Consider the following 17,448-nt stretch of genomic DNA (forward strand, 5'->3'; position numbering starts at 1 on the left):
AATTACTATGGCTGAAAAAATGATCCGTGAAGCGATCCTGGAGACGATCGATTCCGAAATGGCCCGCGATCCCTCCGTGATTATGCTGGGCGAGGATATTGTAGGCGGTAATGGTGCTGCGGGAGGGCCCGAGGCCATCGGCGGCATCTGGAGTACCTCCACCGGGTTGTGGGATAAATACGGTCCCGACCGGGTAATTGACACACCGATTTCAGAGAGTGCCATCATCGGCGCTGCTGCCGGTGCGTCCCTGACCGGCAAGCGCGCCATTGCAGAAATCATGTTTGCTGACTTCATTGGCGTTTGTATGGACCAGATCTGGAACCAGGTGGCAAAATTCCGGTATATGTTCGGCGGCAAGTCCAAATGCCCGATTGTGATCCGTATGGTTTATGGAGCCGGTTTCAACGCGGCGGCACAACACAGCCAGTCGATCCATGGTTTTGTCACTGCCATGCCCGGCGTCAAGGTTGTTATGCCGTCAACGCCTGCTGACGCCAAAGGGCTGCTTACCACAGCGATCCGGGATGACGATCCGGTGATTTTCCTCGAGCACAAGGCGCTGTATGCGGCTACCGGCGAAGTGCCGGACGGTGAATTTTTACTGCCCTTCGGCCATGCCCGGCAGGTGTGTCAGGGTGATGACCTGACTATTCTGGCAACCGGCTTGATGGTGGGGTTTGCGGAAGCTGCCGCAGCAAATCTGGCGGAAGAAGGAATCGGCTGCGACGTGATTGATCTCAGGACCACAAGCCCGCTGGACGAAGAAGCAATCCTGGACAGTGTGGAACGGACCGGCCGCCTGCTGATTGTGGATGAAAGCCCGCCGCGCTGCGGACTGGCGACGGATTTGTCTGCCCTGGTGGCACAAAAGGCTTTTGCCTCCCTCAGGGCGCCTATCGAAATGGTGACGGCACCTCACAGCCCAATTCCTTTCGCCCGGGAGATGGAATCCGCCTATCTTCCCTCAGTTGACAAGATTGAGGCTGCAGCATTCAAGCTTATGGCCTACAGGCGGGGATAGGGTGATGACAAAATTACGCGCATTTACCATGCCCAAATGGGGTATCGAGATGACCGAAGGTGTCGTCGGCGAATGGATGGTGGAAGAGGGAAAGACATTCAGGAAAGGCGATCTTCTGGGCCTCATCGAAACAGACAAGATCACCAACGAGGTGGAGGCGGAATATGATGGTATGTTTGCCCGTCTGGTTGCCGTTCCCGGAGAGACCTATACGGTTGGAGAACTGATTGCCGTTGTTGTCGGTCCTGATGATAAACCGTCAGAGGCTGACGTGGATGCCTTCATTGCCGATTTTAAACCTTCGGATACCAGCACCGCATCCAAAGGCGGAAAATCCAAAAAAGCAGCAGCGCCAAAACCGGTTCAGCAACCTGCAACGAAAACCGCGCCCGCGGCAAGGATCAAAATTGATGAGTCAGTCAATATCAGTCCGGCAGCAAAAGCACTGGCCGAAGAGAGAGGTGTGGATGTTTCAGATATAAATGGTTCGGGCAAAGACGGCCGCATCACCTATCAGGATGTATTGCAGGCCAGTCTGCCGGAGGTCAGTATCGGTGGCGGCGAGCCGCTGGATATCACGCCTGTGGGCAATGATCTGGACAGATTTTATGCCAGCCCGCTGGCCAAAAGGCTGGCGGTTCAGCATGGTGTCGACCTTTCCACTGTTAGCGGGACAGGTCCCAGAGGTCGTATTTGCAAGGACGATGTGCTGGCGCAGGTTCAGGAAGCCCCGGGGGTATCCGTTCCGCACCCTGCCGCAGGAACGGTTGAGGTGGTGAAAATGTCCCCCATGCGCAAGGCCATAGCCAAATCGCTGAGCCACAGCAAATCCACCATTCCCCATTTTTATCTGCGGCAGAAAGTGCGCATTGATGCCATCCTCGGCCTCAGGGCCCAGGCCAAGGCTGCGACCGGGGAAGCCCCGAGCATTAACGACTACATCGTTCGGGCCTGCGCCATTGCCCTTGGCCGGCACCCGGATGTGAATGTCCAGGTGCATGGTGACGAGATACATCGCTTTGCCGATGCTGATATTTCCGTGGCGGTGGCAACGGATAAGGGATTGATAACCCCCATCGTCCGGGCGGCGAACAACCTGTCCGTGGCGGCTATTTCGCGCGAAGTCAGGCAACTGGCCGACAAGGCCCGGGCCGGTAGACTTCAGCCCGAAGAGTTCCAGGGCGGCAGTTTTTCAGTCAGCAATCTGGGCATGTATGGAATCGACCAGTTTGACGCCATTATCAATCCGCCCCAGGGAGCCATTCTGGCTGTCGGGGCGGGCAGCCGTCAGCCGATTGAGATTGATCATGCGCTGGCCTTTGCCACAGTGATGGAGCTTTCCCTGTCCTGTGACCATAGGGCCATAGACGGGGCAGTCGGCGCGCAGTTTATGAAAACCCTACGGGAGTTACTGGAAACTCCGGGAGAATTAGTGGCATGATCGAGAATAATATGACACCGGAGCAAGTCGTTCGTCGTTTTTTTGAGCGCTGGTCAGTATCAGTTGATGAGATCTATCAGTCCGTCCGGGATACAATGGCACCGGATGCTGTATGGGAAAATGTCGGTCTGTCCCGGACAGTGGGGCCGGATGAAGCTCTTGGCGTTTTTGATGCGTTCGAGCAAATGAAAACGGCTCATCATATTGATGTCGAGTTATTGGCCATTGCTTCAAGCGGGAACACGGTCCTGACAGAACGGCGTGATATCATTGTCAACGGGGATGGTGCCGTCTCACTGAACATTCAGGTGATGGGTGCTTTTGAAATTAGGGACGGAAAGATTGTGGCCTGGCGCGATTATTTTGATACGGCCCAGTTTATCTCCTAGCTCCTGAAGTCAGCTTATAGGCTTTGAAGGAAAGCCCGGCTTTTCTCAAGGACCGATTTGGCCCGTGTCAAAAGGTCGGGATACTCTTCCCTCAGTACCTTTGAACGGAGTTCCACAGCCACCGGGAGGCCGTCAGGTAAAACCCCGAGAATCTCTGCGAGCTGCAAGTTTCCTTCCCCCATCTGAAGCCGTCCGTCGATGGCTTCCTCCAGAATGGCGTCCGGATCTTCCGGATTGGCCCCGGGGACAGGTGCATCGCACAATTGAACATAACCGAGCCAGTCACGGGGCAGGGCGTCTATGTCTGTCAATGTTCCCCCTGAGCGGTGCCAGTGCAGGCTATCGATCAGCAGGCCGGCTGCCGGTGAATTGAGTTCGTTCAGCAGGGATGCCGCCTCATGGATGGTTTTAACCTCGGTAAACAGACCAAACTCCAGATTGATCCGGATCCCGTTTTTTTCACCCTGTTCCATCAGACGGCCAAGTTTGTCCAGTGTTCCTGACCGGTCCGGGTCGCTGCTGACCACCAGCACATTCCTGGCGCCAAGTTCAGAGCCGATATCGATAATTCTTTCATGGTCAGGATCAGGAGGTCCCGGTTTGATCCAGACGACCTCTACATCCAGAAGCGGCAGGCCTGTTTCCTTCAGGAGGGTGCGCACCTCACGGGTTGTCTGGTTATTCCATTGATCCGCTTCTATCCACATGCCGCCATAGTCGTAGCCAGCTTCTGCCGCGCACAGAACAAGTTGCTGCGGGGACGCCTCGGGCGTGATACCCGAAGCCATCGATAGCGGAGGAGGACGGTGCCTCATGAGTCTATTTCTGCGACGCTGCGACGACAGAGGCGGAGATTTCATCAGGCCGGGGGTTGCGCCGCAGGGTCAGGCCGCCGTTTACCTGCATATTTTCACCGGTCATGAAACATTCATCGCTGGCCAGCCAGACGCAGCCTGCTGCGATATCTTCCGATGTGCCGTAGCGACCAAGCGGATAGCCGGGAATGAAGGCGTCCAGAAGTCCGGGAACTTCCTGGGCACCGGCAGTCATCGGGGTTTCGGTCACGCCCGGTGAAATGCTGTTGGCTCGAATGCCTTTGGCGCCAAATTCATTGGCAACGCAGCGGATCATATGATCGGCACCGGCTTTGGTTGCCATGTAGGCCGCATGGTCGTGAAACATGATGGTTGCTGTGGCAGAGCTGATCTGGATGATGGAGCCGCCATTGTCCATGGCAGGTACCAGCGCCTGGAGGAGTTGGAAGACACCACGCAATTGCAGGGCATACATCTTGTCGAATTCCTCATCGGTCATTTCGAGGAAAGGTTTCAGTAACCCCCACCCCGTGGCGTTGACGGTAATATCCAGCCCGCCGAGGTCGGCCTCCGCCTTTTCCACCATAGAGAATACGCTTGCCCGTTCTGTCAGGTCGCCTTGAACGGCGACGCCGCCGATTTCACCGGCAAGTTCTTCAAGCACATCCATGTGGCGACCGGCGACAGCCACTTTGGCGCCTTCCTCAGCAAACCTGCGGGCGATTGCCTGTCCCATATTATTTTTGCCTGCTGCGCCGACCACCAGCGCCTTCTTGCCTACCAGTCGTTCCATTTTATTTCTCCTTGTTATTCTATTTCGCCGTGGATGCCGCAGGCATCATTCAGCATTTCATGGAAGCGCTGGATGCGTTTTTCCTGGTTGGTCAGCATACCACCTTTGTATCCTGCGCTGTGCAGGCCCTGTTGCTGACCGACGGCAATGGACATGTCCTGATCGGCAACGAAACCGAGTGAGGTTTCGCCAAATTTTACCACCTGACGTTCAGCTGCCTCGAAGGGAAGTTGTCCGAGCGGCGTTTCCACCATATCCCGTCCTTTCACTTCGTGCATGAAATACCAGTGGTCAAAGATGCATTTTTCCGGATCTGTAGGGTGAGGCTCCGAACGGAGGACCTGGAAACCCTCCGGTCCCATGGTCAGGGAAAAATTGGGCCAGAAGGTGCAATGGTGATAATCGGTCAACTGGCTGTCCGTCAGAGTGTCGAAATAATGGAAGCCGCGTTCCGGGCCCAGTTTGCGCATGGCTTTCTGGATGGCGGTGCGGGCTTCTGTCGCCCGGCCTTCAAAATCCTTGGGATCCAGGTCCCACATTCTGAGCACATCATCCAGCGGCGGCTGCATATTGTCGGGCAGGTCCAGGCGCTGGGAGGGGTGACAGCCTTTCATGACCATACGATTATGGCCGTTTGGATACATTTCAAAGACGGTGTCGGTATATTCGTCATCGATAAAGGGGGCCAGTTCCGGATGCAGGGTCGGCAGATGGTAGCTTTCATTAAAGTTGTCGCGGATTATTTTCCAGTTACAGGGAATTTCCGCGGTCATATAGAGGACGCGTGTCATTTTCTCCATCTGGTAGCTGGCTAGAAGTTCTGGATAGGGGACAAGCCATTCAAGGAGAGGTTTGGCATCCAGGTCCATAGTGAACCAGATAAACCCACCCCAGGTATCGCATTTGATTTCGGTGAGTTTAGCCTTGCCGCAGGGGCTGCCGCCGGGAAAGTCCTTTTCATCCTGCACCCGGAGCAGCGTGCCGTCGTTGCCAAACTGCCAGCCGTGATAGGAACAGGTGATCCGGTCTCCGGCGCCGAGATCTGACCAGACAAGACGGTTGCCCCGGTGAATACAGGCATTGTAGAAGGCCTTGATGGAGCCATCTTCCTGGAGAACCATGATAAAACTGTCCCGGCCGAGGTTGTGGCTGACCCAGTCGCCGGGTTCCTCCAGTTCAGAAACCAGGCCTCCGACATGCCACACCTTCCCAAAGACATGTTTCCATTCTGCCTTCATCCATTCCTTTGAGTAGTAGCGCTCACCGCTAATTTTGTCGCCACGAACCGGGGGATCAAGCTCTGCCGGTGTTTCTCCGAAAAAATGTATTTTGTTCATGTCATAAGTCCTTGGATAACTGCTCACCCGAAATATACTAGCAGCATATAGCGAAGCGGAAGATCATAGTACTCGGGTTTCTGCTAGGAATGGTCATGTTCTGCACGTCACCCAGTCAATGGCATTTCGCAGAATTTTTCTGTAATGCGGATTTTCATAGGCCTTGGATGAATCTCCGGGCTGCAGGTAAACAAGGCGACTGTTGAGTGCTTTCTTTGCCCAGCCGATAAGGTCGGATCCCGGAGGATGTACCCAGTTTTCATTATCATACATCCGTTCATTCAGGGCGGCTGTGGCGCTGTAGAAATTTTCCGCGATAAAATCATGGCCTGATCGCAGAAGGGGGGTCACATCCGGTTCAAATATCTCTGCCAGATATAGTTCGTCGCAAATCGGGAAACTTTCCGGGATGTCACGCATAACCGGATGATCGGGGGCGACATTTCGGGCGACATAGTCAACGTCATGTGCATAGCCGCTGTCCAGTGTTCTTTTGCCGTGGACGACATCCTGCCGGTACAGGAAGCGTCCCCCCAGCCAGTCGCCATATTCTGGCCATGTTGGCCAGCCGGCGAGGGAATGATGCAGGGCGACGATACCCTTTCCCTCCTGTAGCAGGGCTTCAAAACCCTTTACCAGAGCCGGATCCGGATCGACAAAACCGGGTTTTTTCAGGGGATCTTCGAAATCCAGTCCGGGCATGTCATAGAGGACAAGGGCGTCAAAGTCCTGCATATCCTCAAGATTCATCAGTCGGGCTGCTGCCGGCTGGTCTACCATGGTTGCCGACACCCCCTCCATATCCTGGAATATGGCGTCAAAGGCTGTTCGGTCGAAGGGGTGTCCGCGCACGGAGACCAGCAGTCTTATCTCGGCGTGATAATGTATGATAGGCATAACACGATCCTTTTTTGATAAACATATTGCCACGCCTCTCGACGGGAGGCACCTGACAGAAATAATAAGGGCCGGTCTCTGGGAGAAGTGATAGGCGGTATTGGACGCGGTCTTTGTTATAACGGACATTGAAAATGAAATAATGGAGGATGCAACGATGACTACAAACAGAAGATTTACACTAGTACGCCGACCGGAAGGCATGCCGAAGGCGGATGATTTCAAACTGGTCGAAGAGGATATCCCCACGCCGGGTGCGGGAGAGCTTCTGGTGCGGAATCATTATGCGTCCATTGATCCGGCCCAACGTGGCTGGCTTGATGATGCGCCAAGTTACCTGCCACCTGTTCAGCTGGGCGATGCCGTTCGGGCGACTTGCATCTCCGAAGTGATTGAAAGTAATGCAGAAGCTTTCAAACCCGGTGACTGGATTATGGGCCTCAACAAGATGGAAGACTATTCGGTTTTCACGCCTGACGGTTTTACCAATGTCATCGATCCGTCAGCCACCAAGTCCGTGACCAATTATCTCTCCGCCATGGGGGCGGTGGGACTGACCGCTTATTTTGGTGTGAAAGAGGAACTCAAACCTCGAAAAGGACAGACCCTGCTTGTCAGCGGTGCCGCGGGAGCTGTTGGTTCTATGGTCGGCCAGCTTGCCAAACTGGATGGGGCTTATGTGGTGGGTATCGCCGGCGGACCTGAAAAATGCAGCCGGCTCCTGAATGATTACGGATTTGATGCGGCTGTTGATTATCGTGGCAAGACAGTGGAGCAACTGACCGAGGAAATTGGCAAGGCGGCGCCGGATGGGATCGATCTTGTATTTGAAAATGTCGGTGGAAAAGGCCTGGACGCGACTCTCATGAACATTAATCAAAATGCCAAAGTCTGCCTTTGTGGCCTGATTTCCGAGTATAATACAGAGCCCTACGGGACTCGTAACCTCTGGCAGCTGATTGTCAATTGTGCCCGGATCCAGGGTTATCTGGTCAGCAACTATCTGGATCGTTTCATGGATGCCGGCCAGGAGGTTGCCGGGCTGATTAATGACGGCAAGCTGAAGTTCGATGAACATATCGATGAAGGTCTGGAGAACTCTTACACGGCCATGATGCGCCTGTTTGAGGGTACCAACCAAGGCAAAATGATCCTGAAAATTTCCTGATGGAGGAAGACATGAAGGGACTGACTGACCGCGTTGCAGTAGTTACAGGGGCGGCTTCCGGCATTGGCCAGGCCATCGCCCGGAGGTTTGTAGAGGAAGGTGTCAGGGTTATTGCCGTTGATCGCAATGAGCAAGCACTGGCTGCTGCCGGGACTTTTCAGGCCACCCTGGCTGTGGATGTATCGGAGCCTTCAGCACCTGAAAAGATCAGTGCCCTGGTGCAGGATTGTGCCGGGCAATGCGATATTCTGGTCAATGCGGCAGGGATCAGCGCCTTCGGCCTGTTTGACGATCCGGATCAGAAACTTTGGGATGATACCCTGAAAGTAAACCTGGATGCCGTGGCGAAAATCACCCGCGTTTTGCTGTCGCTGCTTCGGGCTTCGGATCAGGGCAGAATCATCATGATCGGTTCAACCTGTTCCCGGTTTGCCTCGGCAGGACTGTCGGCATATGTGGTCTCCAAACACGCCATTCTTGGCCTGACCCGGGCGCTGGCGTCGGAACTGGGCAAGGACGGCATCACGGTCAACTGTATCCAGCCGGGCGCGATCCTGACAGGCATAACAGGGCCGGTGTTCGAGCAGGATCCGTCTTTCCAGGAGTACTGGTCCAACAAGGCGGCCCTTGGCCGGATCGGCACACCGGAAGATATCGCGCCGGTGGCCGCATTCCTTGCCAGCGAGGAAGCGCGTTTTATGTCTGGTCACGGAATTTATGTGGACGGGGGAGCCATGCAGCAGAATTGACATTGCTGCATGTTTTTTCAGATATCTAGTTGTTTGTGGCGCCGTCTTCGATCCATGTGCGGAACATGTTTATTGTGTCCTGGTCCAGCGGAGGAGCGCTGAAGGGCATTTGCGCCCCACTGCCGCCGTTATCAATATGAGTACCTTCCAGCTTCATCAGCAGATAACTCTTTTCGGGTGCACCAGGCTCAACGATCAGAAAATGACTTTCAGAAGAGGGATGATTAACCAGGCTTTTCCAGGCTGCTTTGGGGTGCAGCGCCAGTCCGCCTGCTTCCTTGCCGGTGAGATGGCAAACAGCGCATTTCCGCCGCAGCAATGGGGCCAGATCCCTGGAAAAGCTGACACTTAATCCGCCACCAAAAGAGGGGGAATGGAACGCCGTCAAAACGGTAATGAGGGTCAGTGTTCCTTTTACGGCACGTCTTGTCATACAGTTTCCGCCTTTGCGACCTGCCGGCCGGCAATATAGCCGTAGGTAAGGGCGAGACCGATGGTGCCCCCGGCGCCGTAATAGGCACTGCGGGAAGGACTGGCGATACAGTTCCCGGCACCGTAAAGTCCAGAAATGGGTTTGTCGTCGGAGGCAAGTACCTGCGCCTTCTCATTGATGCGCGGACCGGAATTGGTATCCAGAGCTCCGGCCGCAAGAATAAAGCAGTAATAGGGGCCCTCTTCAGAAAAGGGGTGCATGACCAGATTCGGCATTGGATTGGCGGGATAGGATGAATCGGCCCGCGGATAAGAGAACAGCTTGTGCCATTCCGTATCATACAGACGCTTGCCGCGTTCAAATTCCGGATCGACGCCTTTTTTGGCATATCCGTTGAAGCGTTCAATAGTTGCCTTGGTTTCCCCACCAAAATTGTCGGCCAGCCTGACGCCGCCGCTCTGGTTTTCCAGTTTTTTCAGTCGGGCATCAATATTCTCAAACAGTTCATCCAGGTTTTGGCCACTGATCAGATAAGGATTCTCGTTTTTACTGAGGGGGAAGGGAAAGGCGCCGCCGAACCGGTCAATTGACCGTTCGTCAAACAGCATGAACTGGAGCTGGTTGGGATACTCGTCTTTCGCCGGATCATAGACAAAGTGGGGCATCGTTCTGTCATTGTAACAGCGCTTTTCATTGACAATCCTCTTGCCATATTTGTTTACCAGGATCATTGAATCGCCGGGCAATACGAAAGCGCAAAACCCGAGCAGCCGGTTCTGCAGGGCTTCCTCGAAGACTACCTGACTGCGCCAGGCGGTGTGCATGGCTCCCATTTGAGCACCGATTTCTCCGGCGAGACTGATAAAATCACCTGTCGATCCGGGCATGGCGCAGGCGCCATACAGGGCGGTCTGGTGCAGACCGACCAGTTTTTCGTTGTGGGAATAGCCACCGGTGCCGAAAATCACACCTTTACTGGCCCGAATGCGGATGATTTTTCCATCCTGTTTGGCTTCAACGCCAATAACCCGGTCATCGTTGGTGATGATTTTGGTCACTCGAGTGTCCGTCATCATGGGTACGTCATGCCGGGCGAGCCAGTCTTCCAAATGGGCAGCAAGGCTGCCGCCGCCCTCCGAAGAGCCGGAACCCACGGCAGGTTCGAGGGCGCGACCGGTTGGCACTTTGTTTTCCGGCAGATGATCTGCATAATCCGGCGCGGGAACGTCAACCTGAAACAGGCGGAACTGCTTGAATTTTACCGCATCAACTTTTTCCAGGTGCTCAATGGCCTTGTAACCATTGTCGTAAAAGGCCTCGATCAGCTTGTAGTCGATTTCCTCGAGCCCGAATGTCGAACTTTCCGGATTGAAAATCTGTGGGTAGGAGTAATGTGCCATATAGGCGATGGCATCTCTTTTTTTGTCCTGAATGCCCTGTTCGCGCAGGATGTTATGGTTGCAGATCCAGGCAACACCACCTGATTTTCCGGTCGTGCCTCCCATCAGGGGCATTTTTTCGATTAGCATGACTTTGGCGCCGTGAGAAGCTGCAGTTACAGCTGCTGAACCTGCAGCAGCGCCGCTGCCGACACAAAGCACCTCGGTCTCATAGTCCCAGTTGCTGTCTGCTGATTCACTTCTAGCGGTCGTTGCGGGCAGCATGCCTGCTGCAGTCGCCAGTCCAATACCACCAAGAACTGAACGGCGGTTCAGTGAATTGTCTTTGCCCATTCTGTGATCTCCCGTTGATTCCCTATTTTGTTAAAGTGAACTTTAGGCGGATTGTCAGAGGTCGTCATCTCGTCGAAGTGCTAGTTCAGTGTCAAAAAGTCCGCATGCAGCAGCAAGGAGGCGAGCAAGAAGGGAGGCAATAATGCTTGTTTCCCTGTGGCATGTCGATCAGACACCGTTGCCGAGGATCATTTCTGCGGCTCGCCAGCCTACGGCCATGGCCGGGGCATTGGTGTTTCCGGTGACCGGGTAGGGCATGACGGAACAATCTGCCACACGCAGTCCCTGAACGCCCCGCACCCTGAGCTCGTGGTCGACAACCGCCCGGTCATCCCCGCCCATGCGACAGGTGCCCATGCCGTGTAGACCACATGTCGCCAGTCTTCTGAAACTTTCCAGGATTTCTTCGTCCGTCTGCACATTGGGGCCCGGCAGGAGCTCTCGTTCGATCTCAGGGGCCAGCGCAGGTTGCGCCATCAGTCGGCGCATGTAACGGACACATTCAACGGCGGCCCGGCGGTCTTCCTCGGTGGTCAGCCAGTTGGGCGTGACTGACGTGCCATCTGCAGGATCCGGGGATTTTATGTGAATGCTGCCTTCACTGGTCAGTCGCAAAAGCTGGCCGTAAATGGAAATGCCGGGTTCCCTGTCGATGTCATTCAGGGGCACAGGATGATTGTCCTCGCTGAGGGCGAATGTATAACCGCCAAGATAGAGCTGCAGATCGGGTCTGCCGTCCGGATGGGCGATATTGGCGAAACCGCCGACTTCAAAGGGACCGGTTGCCATCGGGCCGCTATGAAACAGGTAATATTGCAGCACCGACTTTAACAGGCCCAGGCCGAAAAAACTGCGGTTGATACCATCCTGATGTTTCAGCCTGTGCGGCATGGCAAAGGCCAGATGTTCGCGGAGACGATTGCCAACATCCGGACTATGCGTAACTGGCGTGATGCCGATTTGTTTCAGATGGTCGGGATCTCCTATGCCGCTGCGCTCCAATATCTGCGGACTCTCCATTGTGCCGGCAGACAGGATCACTTCACCCTGACAGTCCACAACGAAGTCGCCACGGTCTTTGTGCCGCAGTTCAACACCGGTTACGGTGCCATCGCTAATACATATTTGTTTGGCAATCGTCTGGGTTAATATTTCCAGGTTTGGACGGGACTTGGCGCGGTTGAGGAAGGTTACGGCAGAGCTCTGTCGTTTCCCGCGATAGATATTGTGGCTGTAAAAGCCTATCCTGTCGCCGGTAAGGCTGTTGAGGTCATCAGTTTCAGCCATGCCCATCTGCTTGCCCGCATCTATCATGCGGCGGGTGAGGGGGTATTTGAATGTCCCGGGGGAGACCGGGACCGGCCCGCCTGCGCCGCGAAGGTCGCTCGACCCAAGCTGATGATCTTCCAGGGCGCGAAAGGCGCTGGTCATACTCTCGCCGTTCCAGCCGGTACAACCAAGTTTTTCCCATTCATCATAGTCAGCCGGTTCGCCCCGGCTCCAGATCATGCCATTGATCGAGGAAGAGCCGCCGAGACCGCGCCCCCGGATCCAGATTTCATTGGCTTCTTCATTGGGAACCCTTGGTTGTTCGACCTGGTAAGCCCAGATGTGGTCAGGGTTTACAACGAGTTTGGCGACGCCTTTTGGCATATGAATGAAGGGGTTTTTGTCCGTTCCTCCCGCTTCGATCAACAGTACTCTGTGGGCCGGATTTGCGGACAGTTTTTCCGCCAGGACGCAACCGGCGGAACCGGCACCGATGACAATATAGTCAAGGCACTGGTTTTCTGAAGTTGACATGATGGTTCCCTTGGCTTCTATCGATTACGGAAAAAGAGTACCGCTACAAGGGAATAGCGATACTCTCAGAAATATCAGGTTCTGGTGGATATCAGATCATCGATGAGCCCGTTTGATTTTCTTGGCCAGGGACCATTTGTGTACTTCTGTAGGGCCGTCATAAATACGGAAGGCGCGCACCTCCCGGAAAATCTGCTCGACGATGGTGTCGCCGGATACGCCGGTGCCGCCCATGACCTGAACGCAGCGGTCGGCCACCCTGAACAGGGCTTCGGAAACAGCGACTTTCGCCATACTGCTTTCAGTGGTGCCGAGTGCACCGGTATCCAGCACCCCGGCCACCCAGTTGATGATCAGTTCGCACTGGCGCAGGTCGATCAGGTTTTCAGCCAGAGGAAAGCCCACTCCTTCATGGTCGATCAGGGGTTTGCCAAAGGCCGTCCGCTTGCAGGCATAGGCCGATGCGATCTCGTGAGCCCGGATGCAACCACCAAGCCAGCGCATGCAATGGGTCAGACGGGCCGGGCTCAGGCGTACCTGGGCATAGTCAAATCCCTTGTGAATTTCCCCCAGGATCTGGTCCTTGTGAACGCGGAGGTTTTCGATGGCCAGAACGCCGTGGCCGCCGGGCATGGAATTATCAATGGTATCCAGCACCCGTTCCATGCGCACCGCCGGATCCGGCAGGTCGACAAGGAACATGGTGGCGGCCATCTTTTCCTGCGTGCCGCTGTTGGCCATGATAATTCCCACGCGCGCTCCTTCTGCGCCGGTGATAAAGGCCTTGCGGCCATTAATGACCCAGTGATCGCCATCCTGGACGGCTCTTGTCTTCAGCATGGAGGGGTCGGCGCCGGCGCCTTCATCTTCAGCCGGTTCAGTCATGAAAAAGGCTGAACGCGCCTTTCCGGCAACGACCGGGGCCAGGAAATGATTTTTCTGTTTTTCGCTTCCCACTTTGCCGATCAGATACATATTTCCTTCATCCGGCGCCATGGTATTGAGAGCCACGGGCCCCAGGGGGGATAGACCTGACTTTTTCAGCACAAGGGCGGTTTCCAGATGCGTAAGATGAGAGCCGTCGTCCATGATATGCGGAGTCATGAGACCGGCCGAACGGGCCTTGTCGCGCATTTCGCTGACCAGTTCCTCGCTTGGCCCGTGGTAACCGCAGCGAGGGTCTTTCTCATAGGGGGCAACAACGTCGCGCACAAATTTTTCAACTTTCGCAGCAATTTCAGCGGATCGCCCGGATGGGGCGGGAAGTTCTTCGATAACCATTTTCTAGTCCTTGTTTTCAGCCATGGCGCGGGCGAGGGCGGCCAGTTCGGGAAGAGTATCTACAAGAGTTTTTGCTTCGGGTGAAGCAGCCGTGCCGCGGGCCATCCGGCCCTTGATTCCATGCAGGATAGCGGCAAAACGGAACATATTAAACGCCAGATAAAAATTCAGATTGTCTATGCGGTCGCGACCGGTGCGCCGGCAATATGCGGCCACATAGTCATCCTGTGATGTGATGTTCAGGGCTTTCAGATCCAGGCCTTTCATTCCCCCGATAATATGCGGGGGCAGGTTATACATCATCAGATGGTAGGAAAAATCGGCGAGCGGATGGCCAAGGGTGGAAAGCTCCCAGTCCAGGACAGCCAGTATCCGGGGTTCTGTCGGATGCCAGATCATGTTATCGACCCTGAAATCACCGTGCACGATGCTGCTTTCATCACCAGGAGGGATATTTTCCGGTAACCAGTCGACAAGCCTGTCCATGTCCTTCAGCCGGCCTGCTTCGGAATCGTCCCCGTATTGCCCGGACCAGCGGCTGATTTGCCGTTCGAAGTAATTACCGGGTCGTCCATAATCACCCAGTCCGATTTCACCGGGGTCAATACTATGCAGCCTGGCGATGGTATTATTCATGGCGTCGAAATATTCAGGTCTTGCTTCCCGATCGATCCCGGGCAGTGAGGCGTCCCAGAAAATTCGGCCTTCGATCATGTCCATAAGATAAAAAGGTGTGCCGACAACCGAGCTGTCCTCACACAGGGCTTGAACATGTGCGACCGGAAAACCTGTGCGTCCAAGGGCGTCGAGAATTCGAAATTCCCGTTCCACAGCATGGGCACCTTTCAGGAGCTTTCCCGGGGGTTTTCGGCGCATAACATAGGTTTTACCGGGGGTGACCAGTTTATAGGTGGGATTTGACTGCCCGCCTTTGAACTGTTCCACTTTGAGCGGGCCCGAGAATCCTTCAACATGGTCCTTCATCCAGCCATCAAGGCGGTCCTGATCGAATTTATGGCCTTCCCGAACCGGGCCTGATCCTGCAAATTTATTCTGAAGGTTGCTCACTTTTTAGTCTTTCTGAAATTACACTTTCTGTGAATCTGGATTATTGGTCTCTCAGCCACATCCCAATGGATTGCTCGCATTATATCCTCAGCCGGGGGGGTGAGGGGGCCTATTTAAAGTCACAGGCGCGCAGGTTTCGATAACGTGGTAGTTAAATATCAACAATAATATCGGGATTGTACAGAATAGACGATGCCCGCAGGGATATGCAGTTAAGGGGATATAATCTTGTCTCCAATTCTGTAGAACAAGAAATCAAAAAGTAGAAATGTAGGAGAGGACTTTTATGGGAAAAAATCTATTCAGGAAATCCGTACTGCTTGGATCCGGGACGGCTATTCTGTCCACCATGCAGGTGATGGCGCAGGAAGAAGCCGCAGCTACTTCTAATGAAGCGATGGTTATCGAAGAAGTAATCGTTTCAGCTCGTCGACGCAAGGAAACCATTCAGGAAACGCCAATTGCCATGACAGCCCTGTCATCCGGTATGATCGAGGCGAAAGGTGCCCTTAATCTTGGCGACCTGCAGGGTGCAGCTCCCAACCTTCTGATTACCAACCAGAACTCGGGTGCAGCATCGGCTAATCTTTCCATTCGCGGCCTGACCTTTGCCGACGTTGAAAAATCCTTTGAACCGACTGTAGCTGTTGTCGTGGACGGGGTTTTTATCGGTACCAGCACCGGCCAGTTCTTTGACTTCTTTGATATCGAACAGATTGAGGTCCTGCGTGGTCCCCAGGGAACATTGTTCGGGCGGAACACTATCGGCGGTGTGATCAATATTACCCGCAGCAAACCAACCTTTGAATTTGGCGGTAAGGCGGAAGTCAGCTATGGCAAGTTCAATACTCTGGCCACACGGGCTGTTGTCAATGTGCCGCTGGTGGATGATACGCTCGCGGCAAAAGCCTTTTATTTTCATAATGAAAGTGATGGATATTACCGGCATGGCATTACCGGCGAACGGGTAGGTGCCAGCAACAATGATAATTTTGGTATCGTTTTTGCCTATCGCAATAACGAAAACTTTGACGCCAACCTGACACTTGAGAAACAGGTTCAGGAATTTGATCCGGTGAACTCGAATATTACCAATACATCAGAGCTGTTCTGCCTTTTTATTCCGGCAGATCAGTGTAACCGCAACACGACTACTGATCTTTATACCGTCTTTAATGATCCTGCGGTTTCCGAATATAGCTCGCCTGCCGGTACCCTGGAAATGAACCTGGAAGTAGGTGGCATTACCCTGACTTCAGTAACAGGGTATCGCGAATCCGATGAATTCCAGACCCAGGATTTTGATGCCTCCACTTCCGATCTTTATTACACCTCCCGTGTTCAGGAGTTCAGGCAGTTTAGTCAGGAACTTCGCGGGGCTGGCAGTATCACCGACAGCCTTGACTATGTGGTCGGCGGCTATTTCTATGACCATAAATATGACTTTGTTCAGGATACTCGGCTGTTTGGTGGTCCGGCCCCGCAGCAGGTTACAACCGGTAAATCCAAGTCACTGGCCTTCTTTGGCGACTTCAACTGGGTGATTACTGATGAAGTTCGACTGTCTTTTGGTGGTCGCTGGACCCAGGACAAGAAAAGCAACTATAACAGTGTCGGCGACGTTCAGTTCCCGCTGGCTGAAAAAACCTTCAACAAGTTTACGCCTAAAGTGGGTGTCGATTATCGTCCGACGGACAATCTGATGGTTTATGCCTCCTGGTCACGCGGATATCGTTCCGGCGGCTTCTCCGGCCGCGGTCAGACGCTGTTTTCATCAACAACCCCCTATGAACCCGAGATTGTTGATTCCTATGAAATCGGCCTGAAGAGTGATTTCTTTGATCGCCGGTTGATTGTCAACCTCGCCGCCTTTTATTCCGACTACAAGGATCTGCAGCAGAATACGACCATTCCTCTGGAAGGCGGAACAGCAAACGAAACCATCGTGAGTAACGTGGGTTCGGCGACAGTGAAAGGTTTTGAGGCAGACGTGACCTGGGTCCCGGTTGAAAATCTGACGATCAGGGCATCCCTTGGTCTGCTTGACTCAGAGTTCGATGGTTTCATCACCCAGGCGCCTGATGGACTTGGTGTGCTGCAGACATATGATTATTCTGCCAACGAGCTGATCTATAACCCTGACATTACGGCGTCTGTCACCGCTGACTATGTGATCCCGACAGACTTTGGGGAAATCCAAGCCAATGTCAGCTATCGCTATATTGACGAATATGATCAGCAGATCTCGCTCGGCCCGACCACGGTGGCAGGTGACGGTACTATTATTGTCAACGGCAACGATCCCCGTGTGCGCTCTGACAAGCAGGGTCTGCTGGACGCCAGCCTGACAGCCCGGATCGACATGGGCGAGTCAACGGCAAAGGTTACCGTTTACGGACGTAACCTGACCGACGATCGTGGCCCGAACGCGGCCTTTACCGTGGCCGGCCTGTGGTCCTTCGCCTCCGCCCGTGAGCCGCGCACCTTTGGTGTAACAGTTGGGTTTGAGTTCTGAGT

Annotated in this window: 15 protein-coding genes; 6 read left to right on the top strand and 9 right to left on the bottom strand. The window is 54.2% G+C overall.

The window, feature by feature from the left end; all coding sequences use genetic code 11:
• The first annotated feature begins 7 nt into the window (after window positions 1-7).
• Genes ACORNT_RS11005 through ACORNT_RS11015 form a run of 3 tightly spaced genes read left to right on the top strand, consistent with a single transcriptional unit; the run spans window position 8 to window position 2,854 of the window.
• A complete protein-coding gene (locus tag ACORNT_RS11005) occupies window positions 8-1,024 on the top strand; it encodes an alpha-ketoacid dehydrogenase subunit beta (protein ID WP_321390472.1) in 1,017 nt (338 codons plus the stop codon).
• Between the two features lie 4 nt (window positions 1,025-1,028).
• A complete protein-coding gene (locus ACORNT_RS11010; protein WP_321390480.1) occupies window positions 1,029-2,465 on the top strand; it encodes a 2-oxo acid dehydrogenase subunit E2 in 1,437 nt (478 codons plus the stop codon).
• Window positions 2,462-2,854 carry a limonene-1,2-epoxide hydrolase family protein gene (locus ACORNT_RS11015; RefSeq protein ID WP_321390482.1) on the top strand — a complete coding sequence of 131 codons (393 nt, stop codon included), beginning with the start codon at window positions 2,462-2,464 and terminating at the stop codon, window positions 2,852-2,854. Before ACORNT_RS11010 ends, ACORNT_RS11015 begins: the two co-directional genes overlap by 4 nt.
• Before the next feature lie 14 nt (window positions 2,855-2,868).
• On the opposite strand, the gene ACORNT_RS11020 is transcribed toward ACORNT_RS11015, so the two are convergent.
• The 4 genes from ACORNT_RS11020 to ACORNT_RS11035 all read right to left on the bottom strand — a co-directional run bounded on the left by ACORNT_RS11020 (window position 2,869) and on the right by ACORNT_RS11035 (window position 6,696).
• Window positions 2,869-3,669 (bottom strand): sugar phosphate isomerase/epimerase family protein, encoded by an 801-nt coding sequence (locus ACORNT_RS11020; protein WP_321390492.1) that lies wholly within the window; start codon window positions 3,667-3,669, stop codon window positions 2,869-2,871.
• A gap of 4 nt (window positions 3,670-3,673) precedes the next feature.
• On the bottom strand, window positions 3,674-4,462 hold the full coding sequence (locus tag ACORNT_RS11025) for an SDR family oxidoreductase (RefSeq protein ID WP_321390494.1): 789 nt from the start codon (window positions 4,460-4,462) through the stop codon (window positions 3,674-3,676).
• Window positions 4,463-4,476: 14 nt separating this feature from the next.
• On the bottom strand, window positions 4,477-5,799 hold the full coding sequence (locus ACORNT_RS11030) for an aromatic ring-hydroxylating dioxygenase subunit alpha (RefSeq protein WP_321390496.1): 1,323 nt from the start codon (window positions 5,797-5,799) through the stop codon (window positions 4,477-4,479).
• Window positions 5,800-5,892: 93 nt separating this feature from the next.
• A complete protein-coding gene (locus ACORNT_RS11035; protein WP_321390498.1) occupies window positions 5,893-6,696 on the bottom strand; it encodes a ThuA domain-containing protein in 804 nt (267 codons plus the stop codon).
• 157 nt (window positions 6,697-6,853) lie between these two features.
• On the opposite strand from ACORNT_RS11035, the gene ACORNT_RS11040 reads away from it, so the two are divergent.
• Together ACORNT_RS11040 and ACORNT_RS11045 are read left to right on the top strand one after the other, a co-directional pair.
• Window positions 6,854-7,864 (top strand): NADP-dependent oxidoreductase, encoded by a 1,011-nt coding sequence (locus tag ACORNT_RS11040; RefSeq protein WP_321390503.1) that lies wholly within the window; start codon window positions 6,854-6,856, stop codon window positions 7,862-7,864.
• Window positions 7,865-7,875: 11 nt separating this feature from the next.
• Window positions 7,876-8,613: an SDR family oxidoreductase gene (locus ACORNT_RS11045; protein WP_321390505.1), complete on the top strand. Its 738-nt coding sequence runs from the start codon at window positions 7,876-7,878 to the stop codon at window positions 8,611-8,613.
• 25 nt (window positions 8,614-8,638) lie between these two features.
• Here the strand turns inward: ACORNT_RS11045 and ACORNT_RS11050 are convergent, their stop codons facing one another.
• From ACORNT_RS11050 to ACORNT_RS11070, 5 genes are all read right to left on the bottom strand, one after another.
• Window positions 8,639-9,046 carry a hypothetical protein gene (locus ACORNT_RS11050; RefSeq protein WP_321390508.1) on the bottom strand — a complete coding sequence of 136 codons (408 nt, stop codon included), beginning with the start codon at window positions 9,044-9,046 and terminating at the stop codon, window positions 8,639-8,641.
• Complete coding sequence (locus ACORNT_RS11055; protein WP_321390510.1) at window positions 9,043-10,779, bottom strand: FAD-dependent oxidoreductase; 1,737 nt, start codon at window positions 10,777-10,779, stop codon at window positions 9,043-9,045. The genes ACORNT_RS11050 and ACORNT_RS11055 overlap by 4 nt, the downstream gene beginning before the upstream one ends.
• A 168-nt stretch (window positions 10,780-10,947) precedes the next feature.
• Entirely contained in the window at window positions 10,948-12,582 is a 1,635-nt protein-coding gene (locus tag ACORNT_RS11060) for a GMC family oxidoreductase (RefSeq protein WP_321390513.1), read from the bottom strand.
• A 96-nt stretch (window positions 12,583-12,678) separates the two neighbouring features.
• Complete coding sequence (locus tag ACORNT_RS11065; RefSeq protein ID WP_321390518.1) at window positions 12,679-13,863, bottom strand: acyl-CoA dehydrogenase; 1,185 nt, start codon at window positions 13,861-13,863, stop codon at window positions 12,679-12,681.
• 3 nt (window positions 13,864-13,866) lie between these two features.
• Window positions 13,867-14,931 (bottom strand): phosphotransferase, encoded by a 1,065-nt coding sequence (locus tag ACORNT_RS11070; RefSeq protein ID WP_321390521.1) that lies wholly within the window; start codon window positions 14,929-14,931, stop codon window positions 13,867-13,869.
• A gap of 286 nt (window positions 14,932-15,217) precedes the next feature.
• On the opposite strand from ACORNT_RS11070, the gene ACORNT_RS11075 reads away from it, so the two are divergent.
• Window positions 15,218-17,446 carry a TonB-dependent receptor gene (locus tag ACORNT_RS11075; protein WP_321390523.1) on the top strand — a complete coding sequence of 743 codons (2,229 nt, stop codon included), beginning with the start codon at window positions 15,218-15,220 and terminating at the stop codon, window positions 17,444-17,446.
• Window positions 17,447-17,448 lie beyond the last annotated feature (2 nt).

Origin of the sequence: Emcibacter sp. (assembly GCF_963675455.1) — a bacterium.
Classification (GTDB): domain Bacteria; phylum Pseudomonadota; class Alphaproteobacteria; order Sphingomonadales; family Emcibacteraceae; genus Emcibacter.